18 protein-coding genes are annotated in these 18,885 nt (G+C 33.4%); 1 reads left to right on the forward strand and 17 read right to left on the reverse strand.

Annotated features, from left to right (window positions below; translation table 11 throughout):
- Positions 1-25: 25 nt before the first annotated feature.
- The 6 genes from gpmI to ACJTHF_RS02055 form a co-directional block, all read right to left on the reverse strand.
- The gene (gpmI, locus tag ACJTHF_RS02030) at positions 26-1,558 is read right to left on the reverse strand and encodes a 2,3-bisphosphoglycerate-independent phosphoglycerate mutase (RefSeq protein ID WP_048539901.1); all 1,533 of its coding nucleotides are present in this window, start codon (positions 1,556-1,558) and stop codon (positions 26-28) included.
- The gene (gene tpiA, locus ACJTHF_RS02035) at positions 1,558-2,319 is read right to left on the reverse strand and encodes a triose-phosphate isomerase (RefSeq protein ID WP_232156575.1); all 762 of its coding nucleotides are present in this window, start codon (positions 2,317-2,319) and stop codon (positions 1,558-1,560) included. Before tpiA ends, gpmI begins: the two co-directional genes overlap by 1 nt.
- A gap of 22 nt (positions 2,320-2,341) precedes the next feature.
- Positions 2,342-3,532 (reverse strand): phosphoglycerate kinase, encoded by a 1,191-nt coding sequence (locus ACJTHF_RS02040; protein WP_232156577.1) that lies wholly within the window; start codon positions 3,530-3,532, stop codon positions 2,342-2,344.
- A gap of 114 nt (positions 3,533-3,646) precedes the next feature.
- Complete coding sequence (gene gap, locus ACJTHF_RS02045) at positions 3,647-4,657, reverse strand: type I glyceraldehyde-3-phosphate dehydrogenase (RefSeq protein ID WP_025904545.1); 1,011 nt, start codon at positions 4,655-4,657, stop codon at positions 3,647-3,649.
- A gap of 49 nt (positions 4,658-4,706) precedes the next feature.
- Positions 4,707-5,723, reverse strand: coding sequence for a sugar-binding transcriptional regulator (locus tag ACJTHF_RS02050; protein WP_048539903.1), 1,017 nt, complete (start codon positions 5,721-5,723; stop codon positions 4,707-4,709).
- Positions 5,724-5,873: 150 nt separating this feature from the next.
- A complete protein-coding gene (locus ACJTHF_RS02055) occupies positions 5,874-6,119 on the reverse strand; it encodes a glutaredoxin family protein (RefSeq protein WP_078355524.1) in 246 nt (81 codons plus the stop codon).
- Positions 6,120-6,562: 443 nt separating this feature from the next.
- On the opposite strand from ACJTHF_RS02055, the gene clpP reads away from it, so the two are divergent.
- Complete coding sequence (gene clpP / locus ACJTHF_RS02060) at positions 6,563-7,153, forward strand: ATP-dependent Clp endopeptidase proteolytic subunit ClpP (protein WP_025904542.1); 591 nt, start codon at positions 6,563-6,565, stop codon at positions 7,151-7,153.
- A gap of 49 nt (positions 7,154-7,202) precedes the next feature.
- On the opposite strand, the gene whiA is transcribed toward clpP, so the two are convergent.
- The 11 genes from whiA to uvrA all read right to left on the reverse strand — a co-directional run bounded on the left by whiA (position 7,203) and on the right by uvrA (position 18,883).
- Positions 7,203-8,147: a DNA-binding protein WhiA gene (gene whiA, locus ACJTHF_RS02065; RefSeq protein WP_049319745.1), complete on the reverse strand. Its 945-nt coding sequence runs from the start codon at positions 8,145-8,147 to the stop codon at positions 7,203-7,205.
- Positions 8,148-8,277: 130 nt separating this feature from the next.
- A complete protein-coding gene (locus ACJTHF_RS02070; protein ID WP_162841914.1) occupies positions 8,278-8,430 on the reverse strand; it encodes a hypothetical protein in 153 nt (50 codons plus the stop codon).
- A 144-nt stretch (positions 8,431-8,574) separates the two neighbouring features.
- The gene (locus tag ACJTHF_RS02075) at positions 8,575-9,561 is read right to left on the reverse strand and encodes a gluconeogenesis factor YvcK family protein (protein WP_232156579.1); all 987 of its coding nucleotides are present in this window, start codon (positions 9,559-9,561) and stop codon (positions 8,575-8,577) included.
- Positions 9,558-10,463, reverse strand: a complete 906-nt coding sequence (gene rapZ / locus ACJTHF_RS02080) for an RNase adapter RapZ (RefSeq protein ID WP_048539907.1) — start codon at positions 10,461-10,463, stop codon at positions 9,558-9,560. The genes ACJTHF_RS02075 and rapZ overlap by 4 nt, the downstream gene beginning before the upstream one ends.
- 401 nt (positions 10,464-10,864) lie before the next feature.
- Positions 10,865-11,812 (reverse strand): thioredoxin-disulfide reductase, encoded by a 948-nt coding sequence (trxB, locus tag ACJTHF_RS02085; protein WP_048539908.1) that lies wholly within the window; start codon positions 11,810-11,812, stop codon positions 10,865-10,867.
- Between the two features lie 63 nt (positions 11,813-11,875).
- Entirely contained in the window at positions 11,876-13,312 is a 1,437-nt protein-coding gene (locus tag ACJTHF_RS02090) for a tetratricopeptide repeat protein (RefSeq protein ID WP_058591607.1), read from the reverse strand.
- A gap of 8 nt (positions 13,313-13,320) precedes the next feature.
- The gene (locus ACJTHF_RS02095) at positions 13,321-13,803 is read right to left on the reverse strand and encodes an acyltransferase (RefSeq protein ID WP_058591608.1); all 483 of its coding nucleotides are present in this window, start codon (positions 13,801-13,803) and stop codon (positions 13,321-13,323) included.
- 18 nt (positions 13,804-13,821) lie between these two features.
- Complete coding sequence (gene lgt / locus ACJTHF_RS02100) at positions 13,822-14,640, reverse strand: prolipoprotein diacylglyceryl transferase (RefSeq protein WP_049319741.1); 819 nt, start codon at positions 14,638-14,640, stop codon at positions 13,822-13,824.
- On the reverse strand, positions 14,640-15,572 hold the full coding sequence (gene hprK, locus ACJTHF_RS02105; protein ID WP_106417543.1) for an HPr(Ser) kinase/phosphatase: 933 nt from the start codon (positions 15,570-15,572) through the stop codon (positions 14,640-14,642). The genes lgt and hprK overlap by 1 nt, the downstream gene beginning before the upstream one ends.
- A gap of 132 nt (positions 15,573-15,704) precedes the next feature.
- Positions 15,705-16,031 (reverse strand): SHOCT-like domain-containing protein, encoded by a 327-nt coding sequence (locus ACJTHF_RS02110; RefSeq protein ID WP_048539913.1) that lies wholly within the window; start codon positions 16,029-16,031, stop codon positions 15,705-15,707.
- Positions 16,032-16,048: 17 nt separating this feature from the next.
- Entirely contained in the window at positions 16,049-18,883 is a 2,835-nt protein-coding gene (gene uvrA / locus ACJTHF_RS02115) for an excinuclease ABC subunit UvrA (RefSeq protein ID WP_048539914.1), read from the reverse strand.
- Positions 18,884-18,885 lie beyond the last annotated feature (2 nt).

Raw genomic sequence — 18,885 nt, forward strand, 5'->3', positions numbered from 1 at the left:
AACTCCTTTATAAATTTATAATTTATTATTTAATTAATGATTCACCAGTCATATCTTCTGGTTTTTCTACTCCAAGTAAATCTATAAGTGTTGGTGCTAAGTCTGCTAAGCGACCTCCACTTCTTACTTCTACCCCTTCTTTTGTCACAATAACAGGAACTGGGTTTGTTGTATGAGTTGTCATAGGTGATTCGTTATCTGTTAACACTTCATCAGAGTTACCATGGTCTGCTGTAATGATAGCTGTACCATTCATTGATAAAATTTTATCAACAACTTCACCTAAACATTCATCAACTGCTTCAATTGCTTTAATTGTTGGTTCAAGCATACCACTATGACCAACCATATCAGGGTTCGCAAAGTTTAAGATAATTAAATCTAAATCACCTTTATCTAACTCACTGATTAAAGCATCTTTTACTTCATATGCACTCATTTCAGGTTTCAAGTCGTATGTTGCGACTTTTGGTGAATCGATTAATACTCTTCTTTCACCTTTAAACTCTGCATGATTACCACCACTCATGAAATAAGTAACATGAGGGAATTTTTCTGTTTCAGCAATTCTTAATTGATTTAAATTATTTTTCTCAGCTACTTCACCGATTGTATTTTTAATATCAACTGGTTTAAAAGCAACTTCGGCAATAACATCATCACTATAGTTTGTAAAAGTAACAAAGAATAAATCATCAAGTTTACGTTTAATTTCAAAACCTTCGAATTTTTCATTTGTATAGACTTGGCTAAGTTGTGCTGCTCTATCTGGACGGAAGTTAAAGAATATCATAGCGTCATGGCTATTTACGCCAGTGTTTTCCACACCTTTTTCTTCGTCTTTAACGATAAATGGAACAACAAATTCATCTGTTAGACCTTCTTGATAATTAGCTTCTACACCTTCAACTGCAGTTGCATATACAGGTCCAACGCCATTAGACATTGCATCATAAGCTTTCTCTTCACGATCCCAACGTTTATCTCTATCCATAGCGTAATAACGACCAGAAATAGAAGCGAATTGACCAATACCTAGCTCTTTAAATTTATTTTCAGTTTCTTCAATATATTTAAGTGCTGATTTTTGATCAACGTCACGTCCGTCTAAGAATCCGTGAACATAAACTTTTTTAACACCTTGTTTTTTGGCTAATTCTAATAATGCAAATAGATGTTTGTAGTGACTGTGAACACCACCATCTGATAGAAGTCCCATTAAATGTAGCGTTGAATCATTTTTTACAACGTGATCCATTGCTTGTTTAAGTGCGTCAATTTCAAAGAAATCGCCATCTTCAATTGATTTATTGATTCTAGTTAAACTTTGATAAACAATTCTTCCTGCACCAATGTTTAAGTGACCTACTTCAGAGTTACCCATTTGACCTTCTGGTAGACCTACATCTAAACCACATGCTGATAATTCGTTATGTGGATATTTGTTGTAATATCTATCAAAATTTGGTTTGTTGGCTTGTTTTACCGCATTACCATGCTCTTCTTCACGATTAGCAAAACCATCAAGAATGATAAGTGCTGTTGGTTGTTTAGCCATTATTTAGCACCTTCTAATAATGCTACGAATGAATCAACTTTTAATGAAGCGCCGCCAACTAATGCGCCATCGATATCTGATTGAGCCATATATTCTTTAATATTTTCTGGTTTAACACTACCACCGTATTGTACACGTAAAGCATCAGCAGCTTCTTGAGAGAAAGCACCTGCAGCAACGTTACGTACGTGTGCACACATTTGGTTAGCATCTTCAGAAGTAGAAGATTTACCAGTACCAATTGCCCAGATAGGTTCATAAGCGATTACTGTCGCTTTAACTTGATCTTCTGTGAAGCCTTTAAGTGCTGCTTCAACTTGACCACCTACTACTGATTCAGCTTTACCTGCTTCTCTTTCTTCTAATGTTTCACCAACACAAATAATTGGTGTCATATTATGAGAAAATACAGCTAATGCTTTTTTATTAACATCTTCGTCAGTTTCGTAGAAGTATTCACGACGTTCAGAATGTCCTAAAACGACATACTTAACACCTAAATCTTCAAGTGCTGCTGGAGATGTTTCACCAGTGAAAGCACCATTATCTTCAAAGTATGCATTTTGCGCACCAATTTGTAAGCCTTGTGCTACGCCTTCTTTAGTTAAGTTAACAAGTGCATCTAATTGTAAAGTTGGTGCACAAATTACTGAATCTACCTCATTAGTATCTGGTAATGCTGGAAGTTCATTAACAAAGTCTTTTGCTTCTTGAACTGTTTTATTCATTTTCCAGTTACCTGCGATAATTGGTTTTCTCATGATATATAAACTCCTTTTATGATTATTTTTCAGAAATTGCTTCGATACCTGGTAATGCTTTACCTTCTAGATATTCTAGAGAAGCTCCACCACCTGTAGAAATGTGTGTAAAATCATCAGCAAATCCTAAGTCCATCGCTGCTGCAGCTGAATCTCCACCACCGATAATTGTTGTAGCATCTTTTAAGTTAGCGATTGCTTTACATACGCCAATTGTACCTTGTGCAAAGTTACTAAATTCGAATACGCCCATTGGACCATTCCAAACAACTGTATTTGAACCTTGTAGAGCTTCACTAAATACTTCAACTGATTTAGGACCGATATCCATTGCTTCTTGATCAGCAGGAATTTCATCTGCAGAAACAACTGTAATTTCAGCGTCATTTGAAAATTCTTTAGCTACTTTACAATCAACCGGCAAAATAATTTTATCGCCAGCACGTTCAAGTAAATCTTTAGCAAATTCTACTTTGTCTTCTTCAAGAAGTGATAAGCCGATTTCTTTACCTTGTGCTTTGAAGAATGTATATGCCATTCCTCCACCGATGATAACTTTATCAGCAATTGTTAATAAGTTTTCGATAACACCAATTTTATCAGACACTTTCGCGCCACCTAAAATTGCTACTAACGGACGTTCAGGTTCACTTACAACGCCGCCGATAAATTTGATTTCTTTATCCATTAAGAAACCTGATGCTGTTTCAATATTAGATGCAATACCTACGTTAGACGCATGTTCACGGTGAGCTGTACCGAATGCATCATTGATAAATACATCACCTAATGAAGCCCAGTATTTACCTAATTCAGGATCATTTTTAGATTCTTTCTTACCATCAATATCTTCAAAACGAGTATTTTCAAATACTAATACATCGCCTTCAGATAATCCGTCGATTGCGCTTTCTAACGCTTCACCACGAGTTTCTGGTACAAATGTTACTTCTTTATTTAATAATTCACTTAAGCGTTCTGCTACTGGTTTAAGTGACAATCCTTGTTTATCTTCTTCAGTTTTCACTTTACCTAAATGTGAGAATAAAATAACTTTACCGCCTTGCTCGATAATGTATTTTATTGTAGGAAGCGCTTGAACGATTCTGTTATCGTTTGTAATTGCACCATCTTTCATTGGTACATTAAAATCTGCTCTTACAAGTACTTTTTTACCTTTTAATTCTACGTCTTTAACATTCTTCTTTGCCATGACTTGTCTTCCTCCTCTAGATAATAGAAAATACTTTACGATTAAAAATAAGCGGAGAAGCGTTGTGCTCCCCGCTTACTCATAAGCATAACCTATTTAGTTCAATTATTTAAATTATTTGTTAGCTTGAGCTGCTAAATATTCTAAAGTACGAACTAATTGTGAAGTGTAAGACATTTCATTGTCATACCAAGATACAGTTTTAACTAATTGGCGATCTCCAACTGTCATAACACGAGTTTGAGTTGCATCAAATAATGAACCGTAAGTGATACCAATGATATCAGAAGATACGATTTCGTCTTCAGTGTAACCGAATGAATCATTTGTAGCATTTTTCATTGCTGCATTGATTTCTTCAACTGAAACTTCTTTGTCCAATACAGCTGTTAATTCTGTTACTGAACCAGTTGCTACTGGAACACGTTGAGCTGATCCATCTAATTTACCTTTTAATTCTGGAATTACTAAACCGATTGCTTTAGCAGCACCAGTTGAGTTAGGCACGATGTTTTGAGCAGCTGCACGAGCACGACGGAAGTCACCTTTAGCATGTGGAGCATCTAAAGTATTTTGGTCACCAGTGTAAGCGTGAATTGTCATCATTAAACCTTCAACGATACCGAATTCATCATTTAATACTTTAGCCATTGGAGCTAAACAGTTAGTTGTACAAGATGCACCTGAAACGATTTCTTCAGATCCGTCTAATTCGTCATGGTTAACGTTATAAACGATAGTTTTTAAGTCACCTGATGCTGGAGCTGAAATTAATACTTTTTTAGCACCTGCTTCGATGTGAGCTGAAGCTTTGTCTTTGTCAGCGAAGAAACCAGTACATTCTAATACTACATCGATATCTAAATCGCCCCATGGTAATTCTTTAGGATTAGGATTTTCGAAAGTTTTGATTTCTCTACCGTTTACGCGGAATCCGCCTTCGATAACTTCTACTTCGTCTTTGAAACGACCTTGTGTTGAATCATATTTTAATAAATGAGCTAACATTGCGTCATCTGTTAAATCGTTGATTGCTACTACTTCGATATTTTCAACTTCTTGTAATCTTCTAAATGCTAAACGACCTATTCTACCAAAACCATTAATTGCTACTTTAGTTGCCATTATGATGGCCTCCTTTTAATTTTTTATTTCAAAAAGGTTAAATAACCTTTTATTCCAAATTGATTATTGCTTTTGCAGCACCTTCGTCGGTAATAAGAATTGTATTCTTAGGCGCAATCTCAAGATAAGCTTTTATCGCTTCTGCTTTAGATGTCCCACCTGCTACTGCAAAAATGTTTGTCTTTGTTGTTAAGTCTTCTAGTTGCAAACCGATTGTCTTAACACGATGTACGACCTCACCTTTGTCATTAAAATAATAACCAAAAGCTTCTCCGACAGCATGATGATGTTTCAATTGACTTAATACTGCTTCAGAAGTCTTCCTTCTTTCCGCCATCTTCAGCGCATCACCAATACCGTGAATAATAAAATCTGAACGACGTATTGCATCTAGCACCTCAATTACTGCAGGTTCTTTCAGCAAAGTTTCGTATGAACTTTCACTCACTTGGTCTGGAACATACAAGACTTTATATGACCCACCTGTACGATTTGCCATACTTGCACAAATTGTATTTGCTTGAAACACAACGTTTTCACCCAAACCACCACGCGCTGGCGTGAACAAAATGTCTTTATCTAATGGATGTAATGACTCACTTACTCTTGCCATTGTTGAACCACCAGTTACTGATACAGAAGCATGATCGTATAATGACTGTTCTAGTAATTCAGCTGTAACATTACCCATTTCTGCTTTAACCATCTCATCTAAATCCGAATTACCTCTCACTATATGAGCTTTGACACCATATCGATTGAAAATTTCTTCTTCGATATGATTAAAACTAGAATAAAGTGTTAAATAATGTGATAAAGAATCAAGCGTTTGCTCGCCTGTTTCAGTCAATTTCATACCAGTTGACCGAACGCTGATTAAATCTTGTTGTTTTAAAATTTCTATTTCAGTTCTCAATACCCGTTCAGTGACATTCATAACATCACTCAACGTTCTTCGACCTATAGGCTGCTTCTTCTCGATTGTCGATAAAATATTAAAGCGTCGATACATCTTGTCAATCAAATCAGGAACTAGTCTATGTTGTACTTTTAGTAAATCTTCCATAAACAAGTCGCCTCCTCAAAGATTAACAGATGGGCAATTTCTAACCTGGGTTAGACGTTTTTTGTCCCATGCGGGTCAAAAAAATAATATCTGTTTACAGTTTTATAATACACCCCTTATATATAGAATGCAAGTTAAAAGCGTTTCCTATTATTTCATTTGATTATATGCCTCTGTCAATGTGATGAAATCGATATTCCCTTCTTGTAAAACTTGCCCATCGTATTCAACAACAGGTATCCTTAACATATATTTTTCAAGTAATGTATCATCTTCTTCAATATTAATAGTATCTATTTTTATTTCATGATCGTACGATTCTTTAAAAAATTCAATTTGAATCTTAGCATCTTCACATAAACCACAATTTGTCCCAACATAAAATTTAATTGCCATCCAAATCACCCTTTACATAATAAAGCCTCCCCGAGACGAATCGAACGCCCATTTCAAGAACCGGAATCTTGCGTGTTATCCGTTACACTACGGAGAGATAAGTCTTAATAAATACTTTATATCTACTTAATATATTGTCGATATAATAGAATTATCAACCATTAAGGAGTGAAGCAATATGAATACAACTCAAAGGGAGTATTTCATCAGAAAAAGATGTGACTATTTTAATATAGAAGTCACACAAATTCACTGCACACAGCTCGTTGATTACGGAAACTATTATATCATTTATGCTAACATTGACAACTCATATCACAAATTCCCAGTGTATAAATCAGCTATTTAAGTTATAATATTCATCAGTAGGTCATATTTTTTGACCATGTTTGACTTTGTAGTGTATGATATGGTCATTAAGATATTCAAAGGAGGATTAACTGATGAATTTAATACCAACAGTTATTGAAACAACAAATCGCGGAGAACGCGCTTATGATATTTATTCACGTTTATTGAAAGACCGCATTATTATGTTAGGGTCAGCTATCGATGACAATGTAGCAAACTCAATCGTTTCACAATTACTATTCTTACAAGCTCAAGATTCTGAGAAAGATATTTACTTATATATCAACTCTCCAGGTGGTAGTGTAACAGCAGGATTTGCTATTTACGATACAATTCAACACATCAAACCTGATGTTCAAACTATTTGTATCGGTATGGCAGCATCTATGGGTTCATTCTTGCTAGCAGCTGGTGCTAAAGGTAAACGTTATGCATTACCAAATAGTGAAGTTATGATTCACCAACCACTTGGCGGTGCACAAGGACAAGCTACTGAAATTGAAATTGCAGCTCGTCATATTTTACGTACACGTGAGAAATTAAATAAAATTTTATCTGAAAGAACTGGACAACCAATTGAAAAAATTGAAAAAGACACAGATCGTGATAACTTCTTAACAGCTGAAGAAGCTAAAGAATACGGTTTAATCGATGATGTTATGCATCCAGAAGATATTAAATAATTCATAAAAATAGAAGCACCTGAGACAGGAATTGTCCCAGGTGCTTCTTTTATTGTTGAATTGTCTCGCCGTTTCTAATTTTATCAGCCATTTCATTTAATTTACGTAATCTATGATTAATACCTGATTTAGAAATTTTACCTGTGCTTACCATTTCACCTAATTCTTTAATTGAAACATCTTGATTATCTATTCTAAGTCTTGCAACTTCTCTTAAGCGATCTGGCAAGTTATCAATACCAATTTCTTTATCGATGAGCTGAATGCTCTCAACTTGTTTCATGGCGGCGCTCACTGTTTTGTTCAAATTAGCCGTCTCACAATTGACTAATCGATTTACTGAATTTCTCATATCTCGAATAATTCTCACATCTTCAAACTTCAATAACGCTTGATAGCCACCAATCAAACTTAAGAAATCGGAAATTTTTTCAGCTTCTTTCAAATAACTGATAAAACCTTTTTTGCGCTCTAATAATTTAGCATTTAAATCATATTGATTCATGAGTGCAGTTAAATCTGCTGAATGTTCTTCATATAATGAAAAGATTTCAAGATGATATGAAGAAGTTTCTGGGTTATTAACAGAACCTCCTGCTAGAAATGCACCTCTTAAATAACTTCTTTTACAACAATCTTTTTGTAAAATATCTTTATCTATTTCATGTTTAAACATGCCATCTTGTAAAATACCAAGTTCATCTAATATCTCTTTAGCTTTTACTTTTATTCGACTAATATATATATTATTTTTCTTAAGTTTCATTTTCTTTCTCACTAATAATTCAACTTCAACACCGAAGCATTTTTTTATTAATGAAAATATTCGACGTGCTATCGCTGCATTTTCAGTTTGTACATTTATAACAAATTGCTGATTAGATATGCTTAAATTACCATTCATTCTAATCAAAGCTGAAAGTTCTGCCTTGGCGCAACAATCATCTACTTCAATTCTTGTTAATTCATTTTTCATTTCTGAAGCAAAGCTCACAGCAGATCATCCTTTCTTAGTTTATAAGCACATAAAAATAATGATATGCCAAAAGACATATCATACGTTTTGTATCTATTTCATATTACACGGAATAGCCGGGCGTATCAAGTTTTTAAACTTGAACTTTTTATGTTTTACTTGAAGGCTCTTTAATAACGCCAAATAATATCATCGCTAAACCAATGATTAAAAAAGTAATACCTATCTGCTGATTTGCGATTAAACCTATGAGTAAAAATATACAGCCTATAATCACCATTAATATCTGAACTCTTTTCATGACCCATCACTCCAAATTGAAAACCCTTACATTTATATTACTTGATTTCCATAAAAAAATGAAGCAAATTGACAATCATTCATGCCACATTTGCTTCATGTAATATCATTTTTTAAGTTTGTCTGTTTTCTCTAGACGAAATGATTATTTATCTTTCTTGTATTGAATTGTACTGATTTCTCTTAAGGCAATTTCATAAATGAGTTGTGCCAACACTTTATTGTTATGTCTAATGTATTGATGAGGTGTGATACTCACTAATTCATTATCATGAATACACTGTACACCCATGTCTTTCAACTTCTCACCATCAAATTCAACTTGTTTAGCTTCTTCCTGTTCATATCTTAATAGGATATCTTTATTGAAACGCTCATTTTGACATATAACAAAGTCAATGAATGATGCACCTACATGGTCATGAATCGCTTTAACATGATCACTAACTGAATAACCCGTTGTCTCACCTTTTTGAGTCATAAGGTTACATACATATAGTCTTTCTGCTTCAGTATTAACAATGGCATCTTTAACTTTATTCAAAATTAAATTAGGCATAATACTTGTATATAAAGAACCTGGTCCCATAACGATTAAATCTGCTTCTTCAATCGCATTTATTGCTTCTTTCATCGGTTCAATATCTTGAGGTGTCAAAAATACTTTTTCAATTTTCTTTTCAGTCTTAGGAATATTAGATTCCCCAACAATGATTTCACCATCTGACATAACTGCATTTAACACGACACTTCTCGTTGTGGATGGAATGACTTGCCCTTTAATATTCAATAACTTACTCAATTCTTTTACAGCATGTCCAAAATCATCCGTAATATTTGTCATAGCTGCTAACAATAAATTTCCGATTGAATGACTACCAAGTTCTTCTTCTTCAAAACGATATTGGAATAACTTTTCAAGCATTGGTTCTGTGTCACTAAGTGCTGCTAATACATTTCTGATATCGCCAGGAGCAGGTATATCCATCACATCACGAATTTTACCAGTACTACCGCCATCATCTGCTACAGTTACGATGGCTGTAATATCTATTGGATAATCCTTTAACCCTCTTGCTAATACAGAAAGGCCGGTTCCTCCGCCAATTAAGACGACTTTTAATCTTTTCATGTTCTTGGCTTACTTTCAATATGTGCATCGCGATGTGATGTATACACAACATAGTCAAAGTTCTCTTTAATATCTTCCCCTAAGCGTTTTGCAAGTGCTACAGATCTATGTTGACCACCTGTACAACCAATTGCAATCGTCAATTGAGATTTCCCTTCTTTCTTATAACCAGGCAACATAAACATTAACAGATCACTAAACTTTTTATAAAATGTATTCGTCTCTTTCCATTTCATAACATATTGATAAACTTCATCGTCGAGACCTGTCATAGGTCTTAATTCTTCAACATAATATGGATTTGGCAAAAATCGTACATCAAAGACTATATCTGCATCAATAGGCATACCATGTTTGAAACCAAAGCTCATCACTCTTACTTGAAATGTTGTAGAAGGATCTTCTTCAAATGTTTCTACAAGTTCTTGTTTCAATTCTTTAGGCTTCATTTCAGTCGTATCAATCACAAAGTTACTGATACCTTTAATATCACTTAGTAATGCTCTTTCTCTTTCAATTGCAGATAATAAACTACCTTCCTCACTTAAAGGATGTGTTCTTCTCGTTTCTTTATATCTAGAAATTAATTTTTTATCACTTGCTTCTAAAAAGATAATGTCTACTAAGACTCTTTTCTCACTTTGTATATAATCTAATTCATCTCTTAAATCTCCAAAGAAATCCTTACCTCTTAAATCGATACCAATTGCAACTTTTGATAAAGAAGGATTACCCTGGTCCATTAAATCAACAAATTTTTGCAATAATATAGGCGGTAAATTATCAACACAAAAATATCCTAAATCTTCTAAAGCTTGTAGTGCGACTGATTTACCCGCACCGGACATTCCTGTAACTACAAGAAGCTCATTTTTTACATTAGTTTTGTCGATAGGTTGCATAACAGTTCTCCTTTAACGATCATATATACCTTTATCTTACATGATTACACCATAAAAAACATTAAATAAATGGCCAATACAAGTGTATCTTTCCCGTTATATAAAGGTAGTAATCACTTATGAAATAGAGTTGATTATATTGATGTTACGTTTTCGGGTCGGTAATTTTATTTATCGGCCTGAAAATCCTGTTTTCGGGTCTATAATTATTTTTATCGGCCTGAAAATCCTATTTTCGGGTCTATAATTATTTTTATCGGCCTGAAAACCCTGTTTTCGGGTCTATAATTATTTTTATCGGCCTGAAAATCTCATTTCTGGACCGATAATCACAATCAGCACCCTACCATCCACATAAAAAAAGAGGCGGGACATGTGTCCTCGCCTCTTCACTACTCAAATTATATTAATTGTTCTTCGTCTTCTAATGATTCGATATATGCTTGTGCATTTTGTGCTGCGATACTTCCGTCACCTGTTGCTGTAACGATTTGACGTAAAGTTTTTTCACGAACATCGCCTGCTGCATATACACCTGGCACTTTAGTTTCCATTTCATCATTTGTTTCGATATAGCCATTTTCATTTAAAATACCTAATGATTCAAATGGTTTAGTTAATGGTTTCATACCGATATAGATGAATACACCGTCAGCTTGGTGTTCTGACTCAGATCCGTCTTCAGTTGAAACTAATGTTACTGATCCTACTTTACCATCTTTTTCATTAATTGTTTTTAATGTAGTGTTCCAAATGAAATCAATTTTATCATTTTTAAATGCACGGTCTTGAATGATTTTTTGAGCTCTTAATTCGTCTCTTCTGTGAACAATTGTAACTTTGTCTGCAAATTTAGTTAAGAAAATACCTTCTTCGACAGCTGAATCTCCGCCACCGATTACGTATAAGTTTTTCCCTTTAAAGAATGCACCGTCACATACTGCACAGTAACTTACACCGCGTCCGCCTAATTCTTGTTCACCTGGCACACCTATTTTTTTGTATTCTGCACCAGTTGCAATGATAATTGCACGAGCTGTTAATGTTTTGTCACCCATATTTACAACTTTATAAGAACCTTTATCTTCTATTTCTTTAATGTCACCATATTCATATTTAGCACCAAATTTTTGTGCATGTGTAAACATTTTAGTTGATAAGTCTGGACCTGTTATTAAATCAAAGCCAGGGAAGTTCTCTACATCTTCAGTGTTTGCCATTTGTCCACCTGGCATACCTCGTTCTATCATTACAGTTGATAAATTTGCTCTTGAAGCATACACTGCAGCAGTCATTCCTGCTGGTCCTGCCCCAACTATAATTACATCATAATCTACTTGTGTAGTCATTTATAAACTGCCTCCTCTTATTAATTCAGTAGAATTGTACATCATAATCATTACTATTCATAACTATATGCTCAAAATAGCATTGATCGCTTTATTCAAACGATACGTAGTAATATGAAATGTATCTTTAATCTCTTTTTTAGTTATTTTTTTATTTAACATCTTTAAATAAATATAAATGGATGCTGCAACATAATGTTCAACTTGTTCAATCGATTCATTATCTGCAATGAGCATTTCTGCATGTTCAATCCATGATACAAAAATCTCTTTTCCATATTTCTGATATATGGATTGTTCGATAAGCTTCATACCTTTATCAATAAAGCCTAACTTATTTAAGTGTAAATCTTGAAAAGTATACGTTATATATAACCTTTCATAGTCTGGTAAACTTTCTAGAACTTCCCATATTTCATGAGACATAACGAGTTCTCTATGTTTCATATATCCTAATAAAAATATGCCATATAATCTATATCGATAGTCTTCGTCTTTTAATAAAGGTAATACATGACGATCTAACATATCTTTTAGTTCGTCAATTTTCCAAGGTGGCAATTGACTATGATATTGTACACTATCTTCAAATCTTTGCCAATGTCTTTTCGCTTCATCTAAATAACCTAAATGATAGAAGTTGTAACTTAAGGCGTGGTGTAGTTGTGGCGTAGCAGCTTGTGCTTTTTTTAGAAGAGGCACTAATAATTGATTAGAAGGTTTATGCTTTCCTAAATAGCTTAGAACAACACCCAATTTAAAAGATTCTTCATCGTTAATAGGATGTAATTTACTTAATTGATTCAGATATTGCTCATAACGTTCTATCTGTTGCGTGTTATAAAGCAATAATGTCATATGACATAAAGCGTAAATATCAGAAGGATTATCTTCCAATATCGTTTGTAATAATATCTCCGCTTCGTCATATTGACTATTGTATAACATAGACATCGCTTTTAAATTCATAATATGCTTATCTTCTTGTATTTTAGCACGTTGTCTATCAATATATTCATTCGCTTCTTGTAACCTACCATGTGAAAATAAGTATTGAAAAATATGTTGAATAACAAATCTTTCCGCTTCTTCTTCCACAATTGTTTGATCATCATACTTTACTTCAAACATTTGAATCATTTCTTCAAAATAATCTTGGTCGTCCTCTTCTGTTACATACCTTAAACCAAATAAAAATGCTTTATTAGGTTCATTCGTCTTTATATACATTTGACTTAAATAAAAATAATAATCCGTTACAAAATTTTCTTTCACAATTTGATTGAACATCATTTCTTCTGCTTCGGTATTTTTATTCAGCTCTACAAGACATTCAGCATAAGGCGGTATAATAACAAAATCATTAGGTGATAGTTCAAGCGCTTTTTTAAATAAAGACTCGGCATATCCGAAATCTTGTTCTCTCATTTTTTCCATTGCTTTATGATAATAGAAGTCTTTATCAAACTTTACGTGTATGACATTTGAATTTTCTCCCAACGACTGACTCACCGCCTTTTTTTAAGTTCCATAGGATTGCCATATGCCATCATATCATCAGGTACATCTTTCATCACGATTGTACCACTTGCTATAACAGCATTATCACCTATACTCACGCCTGCAAGTATAGTGGCATTTGCACCAACTAATACATTATCTCCAATGTTTACACGGCCAATTCTATATTCTTCGACTAAATATTCATGACATAGAATGGTTGCATTATATCCTATTACACAGTTTTTACCGATAGTTATAAGTTCAGGATACATAATATCAGGCGTTGCTTTAAATGCAAAAGCTGTCTTTTGTCCAATTTTCATCTTAAGCCCTTTTCTGTATAGAAAATGTTTCCATTTAACACTCGGTAAATATCTACTAATTTCAATGATAATAACATTTTTAAATACTTTTATAAAACGTACTGTTTCATACATTTTCCATAATGGATTCTCACCATCTACTTTTTTAGTCTTTAATGCTCTCACGTAAACACTTCTTTCACATTAGTTATGATAATAACCTTTAACATCTCTGAATTTTTTCGGATTATAACGTACTCTTCTATATATAATACAAGCAATAGAAACAACAATAATTACAATAGAGATAACTTGAGCAATTCTTAAATGTTCAGTAAGCATCAAGCTATCCGTTCTTAAACCTTCTATATAGAATCTACCAATTGAATAATAAATTAAATAAGCAAAGAATGTCTCCCCAATTTTCAATTGAGGTCTAATGAGTAATAAAATGACAAAGCCGATTATATTCCAAATAGATTCATATAAGAATGTTGGTTGGTAATAAATACCATCTATTTGCATATGGTTAATGATAAATTCAGGTATATGTAAATTTTCAAGGAAACTACGTGAAACAGGTCCACCGTGAGCTTCTTGATTCATAAAGTTACCCCATCTACCAATCGCTTGTGCTAAAATAATACTTGGCGCAACAATATCAACCATTTGGAAGAATGATAAATTCTTTTTACGACATATGATGAAACCTGTTAAAAAGGCACCAATCAATCCACCATGAATAGCTATACCACCATTCATAATAAGTGGTATCTCTGCTAAATGTTGACTGTAATAATCCCATTCAAACGCTACGTAATAAATACGTGCACAGATAATTGCCATTACGACACACCATATAATTAAATCTATAAGTGATTCTTCTTTTATTCCAACTTTTTTAGCAGTTCTTTGTGCGATAAGATATCCAATTAATATACCTGAAGCTATGATAATACCATACCATCTTATTGCTAGCGGCCCTAATTGTATGGCTACGGGATCAATGCCTAACACTTCCATTATTCATTCTCCTTACGTGCATTTTTCAAAATTTCTGCATTAAGACGATTATTAAACTCTTCAGCAGTATTAATACCCATATTATTTAAACGGTAGTTCATTGCAGCAACTTCAATGATGACTGCTAAGTTTCTACCAGGTCTAACAGGAATTGTCTTTTTAGTTATTTTTGAATCTAATATTTTTAAAGTTTCTTCATTCAATCCAACTCTGTCATATATTTTTTCTTTGTTCCATGTTTCTAAATTGATGTTTAACTTGATTCTTTTCTCCATCAAGATAGATCCCGCACCAAATAAAGTCATAACATTAATAATACCAAGACCTCGTATTTCAAGTAAATGTTCGATGATCTTAGGTGCTTTACCAATTAATTCATTTTTATTGATTTCTTTAATTTCAACATTATCATCAGCAACAAGTCTGTGACCTCGTTTAACAAGTTCTAATGCAGTTTCACTTTTACCGACACCACTATCACCAGTAATTAATACACCTACACCGTAAACATCTACGAGTACGCCATGTAATGATGTTTCAGGTGCTAGTTCACGTTCTAAATATCCGGTTACTTGCCCCATCAATTTAGTTGTTGAAGACTCACTTTTTAAAAGTGGTGTATTGCTTTCATTACAACTTTGAATGAGTTCTTCTGGTGCATCTAGGCCTCGTGTGATAATGATAGCTGGTGTTTCGGGTCTACACAATTTAGCCATTCTACCTTTTTTCTCTTCATCAGGCAACAAATTATAAAATGACAACTCAGTTGTGCCTAATACTTGAATTCTATCTGATGAATAATGTGAAAAATACCCAGCCATTTCTAGACCAGGACGTGATATATCTGTTTCTGTTACTTTACGATGTAAGCCATTTTTCCCGGCAATAACTTCCAAATTAAATTGCTCTATTAATTTACTACTTGATATCATAGGGTTCACCTCTAGGTTAATATATGTTAATTCTAATGAACTTTAACCTTAACTGCAATCATTATCAATATTACAACAGTTTCAGCAAATATAAAAACCCTAGAAACTTTTTATCGTTTCTAGGGTTTAAAATTAAATATCTTTGTTTTGGTCGTTATTTTTGTTGAAATTTCTAATGATATTTCTTAATGATTCATCTAATTGTTGAATAGGATCTTGACCTGATCCTTCATTATCCTTAAACTGCTTTTCAAATTCAGTTTTACCTGATTTGGCAGTTGTCTTAAATTTATCTAATAAGTCTTCAAATAAATTTTCTACATTTTCTTTAGATTTCTTATCAAAAGGTGATGATGATTTTTGATTATTCGATGTTGCATCAAGTAACTTCACCGCTTCATCAACAGTAATTTTCCCACCTTCAATAAGGTCTAAAATTTTTAATTGTACTTCGTTCATAAATAACCCCTCCTGGTTTATGATCGATCTCGTTCTAAAATTGGTTTTAAATATTTACCAGTATAAGATGCTTCTACTTCAACAATGTCTTCTGGTGTTCCAGTAGCAATTATTTCACCGCCACCATCTCCACCTTCTGGACCTAAATCTATAATATAGTCTGCTGTTTTAATGACATCTAAATTATGTTCAATAATGATAACAGAGTCGCCATTTTCAACGAGTCTATTTAACACACTTAATAAACGCTTAATATCATCTACATGTAAACCTGTTGTTGGTTCATCAAGTATATATAAAGACTTACCATTAGATCGTCTATGAAGTTCTGAAGCAAGTTTCACACGTTGTGCTTCACCGCCTGATAAAGTTGTTGCAGGTTGACCTAGTTTAACATATCCTAAACCAACATCTACTATTGTTTTTAATTTTCTATTTATCTTAGGTAAACTTTCGAAAAAGTGATAAGCATCTTCTACTGTCATTTCTAATACATCAGAAATACTTTTTCCTTTATAAGTTACTTCTAATGTTTCTCTATTATAACGTTTTCCATCGCAAACTTCACATGGTACGTATACATCTGGTAAGAAATGCATTTCAATTTTAATGATTCCGTCACCTTTACAAGCTTCACAACGGCCACCTTTAACATTAAAACTGAATCTTCCTTTTTGATAGCCTCTCACTTTTGCCTCATTCGTTTGGCTAAATACATCTCTAATATCATCAAATACGCCTGTATAAGTTGCAGGGTTTGAACGTGGCGTTCTACCAATTGGTGATTGGTCAATATCTATAATTTTTTCAATTTCATTTACACCTTTTATAGATTTATGTTCACCTGGTTTTGTTTTCGTGTTATACAATTGTTTTTGCAAACCTTTGTATAATACTTCATTTACTAATGAACTTTTACCAGAACCTGAAACACCTGTTACACATGTCATAACTGATAATGGGAAGTCTACATCGACATTTTTCAAGTTATTACTTGTCGCACCTTTAACAGATATTTTACGTTTCGTGATTTTTCTTCGTTTAGACGGTACAAAGACTTTCTCTTTACCACTTAAGTATTTACCTGTTAAAGATTGTTCATTTGCCATAACTTCTTCAGGTGTACCACTCGCAACTACTTCACCACCATGTACACCTGCTTTTGGACCTATATCAATTAAATAATCCGCCGCTTTCATCGTGTCTTCATCATGTTCAACGACAATTAATGTATTACCCATATCTCTCATAGATTTCAATGTATCAATTAATCGATCATTGTCTCTTTGATGTAAACCGATAGAAGGCTCATCTAGCACATATAACACACCTGATAATCTAGAACCAATTTGAGTTGCCAGTCTGATACGTTGTGCTTCCCCACCAGATAATGTACCTGATGCTCGATTGAGTGTTAAATATTCTAAACCTACATTATTTAAGAAAGATAATCTTTCATGTATTTCTTTTAAGATGAGCTTCGCAATTTTACGTTCTGTTTCATCTAAATCTAGATTATCAAAATGTTTGATTGCATTATAAATTGAATATCTGACTACTTCACCGATATGTTGGCCATCTACTTTGACAGAAAGTACTTTTTCATTTAAACGATAACCATCACATGTTTCACAAGTTTTTTCTACCATGTATTTTTGCATCACTTCTCTAACGTATTCAGATGGTGAATCATGGTAACGACGTTCAATATTATTCAGTACACCTTCAAAAGCCATCGTTCTCTTTCTTTCTGTTTTAACGCCATAATCTTGATTGAATTTAAATTCTATTTCATCATCATGACCTCTTAAGACGATGTTCTTTTCTTTTTTCGTTAATTTATTAAATGGTTTATCCATGTCAATATTAAAATGTTCACAAGCTTGTTTCAATAAAGTTGGATAATAATTAGAACTGATTGGCTGCCATGGTAAAATTGCACCTTCATTTAAACTTAAAGTCTTATCTGGCACAACCAAATCAATATCTACAGTTAGTTTACTTCCTAATCCATCACAAGATGGACAAGCACCAAATGGATTGTTAAATGAGAACATTCTAGGTTCTAATTGATCTACTGAGAAACCACAAATAGGACAAGCATGGTGTTCAGAAAATTTAATTTCATCACCATCAATAATATCAGCAACTGCATTACCATCAGCTAATTCTAGCGCTGTTTGTAATGAATCAGCTAACCTCGCTTCAATACCTGGTTTAATGACAAGTCTATCAATCACGACATCAATAGAATGATTTTGATTTTTGTTTAAATCTGGAACATCATCTACATCTAAAATATCGCCATCTACTTTTAACCTTGCATAGCCTTTTTTAGCAATGTCTTCGATTAATTTCTTATGTGTACCTTTACGTCCTGAAACGATTGGTGAAAGAATTTGTATTTTTGTTCTTTCTTCTAACTCCATGACTTGATCGACCATTTGTTGAACCGTTTGTGATTTAATTTCAATACCATGGTTTGGACATATTGGTCTTCCAACTCTCGCATATAATAATCTTAAATAATCATATATTTCAGTTACGGTAGCAACAGTTGATCTTGGGTTTTTACTTGTTGTCTTTTGATCGATTGATATCGCTGGAGAAAGACCATCAATTAAATCTACATCTGGTTTGTCCATCTGTCCTAAAAATTGTCTCGCATATGCACTTAATGATTCTACATATCTTCTTTGACCTTCTGCATATATCGTATCAAATGCTAAAGACGACTTTCCTGAACCAGATAAACCAGTCATAACAACAAGTTGATCTTTAGGTATTTCTATATCTATATCTTTTAAATTATGTGCTCTTGCACCTTTTACGATGATGGATTTGTTTTTCATCT

The sequence above is a fragment of the Mammaliicoccus sp. RAM2 genome (assembly GCF_045897195.1).
Classification (GTDB): Bacteria; Bacillota; Bacilli; order Staphylococcales; family Staphylococcaceae; genus Mammaliicoccus; species Mammaliicoccus sciuri.